General features: G+C 72.5%; 3 protein-coding genes. 2 read left to right on the top strand and 1 reads right to left on the bottom strand.

The genetic code is table 11. The annotated features are described in order from the left end of the window. Positions 1-58: 58 nt before the first annotated feature. Positions 59-655 carry a DUF3043 domain-containing protein gene (locus tag FOE67_RS22675; protein ID WP_182666700.1) on the bottom strand — a complete coding sequence of 199 codons (597 nt, stop codon included), beginning with the start codon at positions 653-655 and terminating at the stop codon, positions 59-61. Between the two features lie 388 nt (positions 656-1,043). Here FOE67_RS22675 and FOE67_RS22670 point away from each other — a divergent pair, with 388 nt between their 5' ends. Both FOE67_RS22670 and pspAA read left to right on the top strand, forming a co-directional pair. Continuing rightward, positions 1,044-1,823, top strand: coding sequence for a PspA/IM30 family protein (locus FOE67_RS22670; RefSeq protein WP_182666701.1), 780 nt, complete (start codon positions 1,044-1,046; stop codon positions 1,821-1,823). 283 nt (positions 1,824-2,106) lie between these two features. Further along, entirely contained in the window at positions 2,107-2,403 is a 297-nt protein-coding gene (gene pspAA, locus FOE67_RS22665) for a PspA-associated protein PspAA (RefSeq protein WP_182666699.1), read from the top strand. The last annotated feature ends 76 nt before the right edge of the window (positions 2,404-2,479 follow it).

Raw genomic sequence — 2,479 nt, 5'->3', positions numbered from 1 at the left:
GTCGCGACCTCCGTCGCGACCGCCCCCTCGGACGTTCCCCGCTCCCCGGGGGTCGGGGTCAGCGCGGCGCCTCGCCGCGCTTGACCTGCGGCTTGGGCAGGCGCAGTCGCCGTACCTGGAGGGTGCGCATCAGGGCGTAGGGGTACGCGCCCTTGTGACTCTCGTTCGGGAAGCGCTCGTTGAGGGCCCGCTTGAGACGGAAGCGCAGCGCGATCCAGTCGACGATCATGGCCAGGATGATGCCCATCCACAGCAGCAGCGCGAACGGCTGCTGGCCCGGCACCATCGACAGCACCAGAATGATGATCGCGTAGATCAGGAAGTACTCGGCGACGTGCCAGCGGGTGTCCACGAAGTCGCGGGCGAACCGACGCACCGGACCCCGGTCCCGGTAGGGGAGGAACTCCTCCCGACCGGTGACCAGCGCCTCGCGCTGCTTCTCCAGCGCCTTGCGCCGCGCCTCACGGGCCCGACGGGCGGCCTCCCTGCGGTCGGTCGGCGGACGCGCGGAGGCCTTGCGCAGGGCCTCGGCCTCGCTGCGCTTGGGGGTCGGGCGGCCCTTGGGCGCCTGCGGATCACGGGTCCGCGACGCCTCCTCCGCGGTGGGCTCGGCGGCCCGCGGGGACTGGTTTTCTTTCGAGCGGCTTCGGAACACACGCCCAGGGTAAGCGGTGGCCACCTCCCGTGGACCCTCCGGTGGGGCACGATCCGGCACCGATGCCCGCACCGTTCGATCACCGCCCGGTCACCGACGGTTTCCCGGCGCGTCCACCCGGTGCCCCGCGGCGTCGGGTGACGGCACCGGCGCCCCGGGGACCTCCGGTGCCCCCGGGGTGCGGGAGAGAGGGGTGACACCCGGGGCGCCCGGGGGATGCCCCGTCATCCTCCGGCGGTAGGCCGGCCGGGGTGATCGTCCCGCAGGAGGAGCCCTTTCGGGGGCATCCGGTGCTGATATGGAGGTGGGACCCGTAGGGTAGGGGTACCAGGAACGGTGAACACTCGAGGCAGTCCGAAGGGGGCGCGCGAGGCCCATGAGCGGTGTCATGAAGCGGATGGGGATGATCTTCCGCGCGAAGGCCAACAAGGCCCTGGACCGGGCGGAGGACCCGCGCGAGACGCTCGACTACTCGTACCAGAAGCAGCTGGAGCTGCTGCAGAAGGTGCGGCGCGGCGTGGCGGACGTGGCCACCTCCCGCAAGCGTCTGGAACTGCAGCTCAACCAGCTGCGCGGGCAGTCCGACAAGTTGGAGGATCAGGGCAAGAAGGCGCTGGCGCTCGGCCGCGAGGATCTGGCCCGCGAGGCGCTCACCCGCCGGGCCGGCCTGCAGCAGCAGGTCACCGACCTGGAGACGCAGCACCAGACCCTCCAGGGCGAGGAGGAGAAGCTGACGCTGGCGGCCCAGCGGCTGCAGGCCAAGGTGGACGCCTTCCGCACCCGGAAGGAGACCATCAAGGCCACCTACAGTGCGGCCCAGGCCCAGACCCGGATCGGCGAGGCCTTCTCCGGCATCTCCGAGGAGATGGGCGATGTCGGCATGGCCATCCAGCGTGCCGAGGACCGGACCCAGGAACTCCAGGCGCGCTCCGGCGCGATCGACGAACTGCTCGCCTCCGGCGCGCTGGACGACGTCACCGGCACCTCCAAGGACAGCCTCACGGCCGAGCTGGACCGGGTGTCCGGCGACGCCGGCGTGGAGCTGGAGCTGGAGCGCATGAAGGCGGAGCTGGCCGGTGGGAGCACCGAGCGGCAGGCGCTGGAGGGCGGGGCCGGTGGGGCCGACCAGGCCACGCAGCAGGACCCCCGGTTCGACAAGCAGCAGTGATCCGACGGTCGGTCCGTCGGCGGTGACCGCCGTCCGCCACCCCCGCGGTGGCGGTGGCGGCGTCCGCCGACCCGGCGTCCGACGTCGGTGTCCCGGTCCCCCGTGGGCCCCGGGCACCGGCATCCGGTCGGTCGCCCCGCGCGGTCGTCCGTCGTCCCGTCGGGGTGTGCGGGCGGACGCGCGGTCATGTGCGACGGGGGAGCGGTCCGTCCGGATCGTGTCGCCCCGCGCATTCCCGAGCAGCAGACGAAGCGTGCAGGCAGCCCGTAGCAAGGAGCGCGGTGTGATCGTACGGATCATGGGGGAGGGGCAGGTCCGGCTGGACGACAGCCACTTCCCCAAGCTGAACGAGCTCGACGACGAGCTCATGACCGAGGTGGAGCAGGACGACCACGAGGGATTCCGACGGACCCTGGCGGCCCTGCTGGAGGCGGTGCGCTCGATGGGCACCCCGCTGCCGGACGACTCGCTGGAGCCGTCCGAACTGATCCTCCCGGCCCCGGACGCCACCATCGAGGACGTCCGGGCCATGCTGTCGGAGGAGGGCCTGATCCCCCTCGAACCGCCGGCCCGGTCCTGATGAGTGTCGCGGCGCCCCGTTTCCGACCCCGGAAGCGGGGCGCCGTGTCCGTGTCGCCCCTCCCGGGGGCCCCGGA

The sequence above is a fragment of the Streptomyces calidiresistens genome (assembly GCF_014141525.1).
Taxonomy (GTDB): domain Bacteria; phylum Actinomycetota; class Actinomycetes; order Streptomycetales; family Streptomycetaceae; genus Streptomyces; species Streptomyces calidiresistens.
Note: the sequence above shows the minus strand (reverse complement) of the source record. Positions and strands in the feature narration are given on the sequence as shown.

Excerpts from the sequence above, each read along its gene's own strand:
- FOE67_RS22670 (WP_182666701.1), top strand. The coding sequence starts at position 1,044 with ATGAAGCGGATGGGGATGATCTTCCGCGCGAAGGCCAACAAGGCCCTG.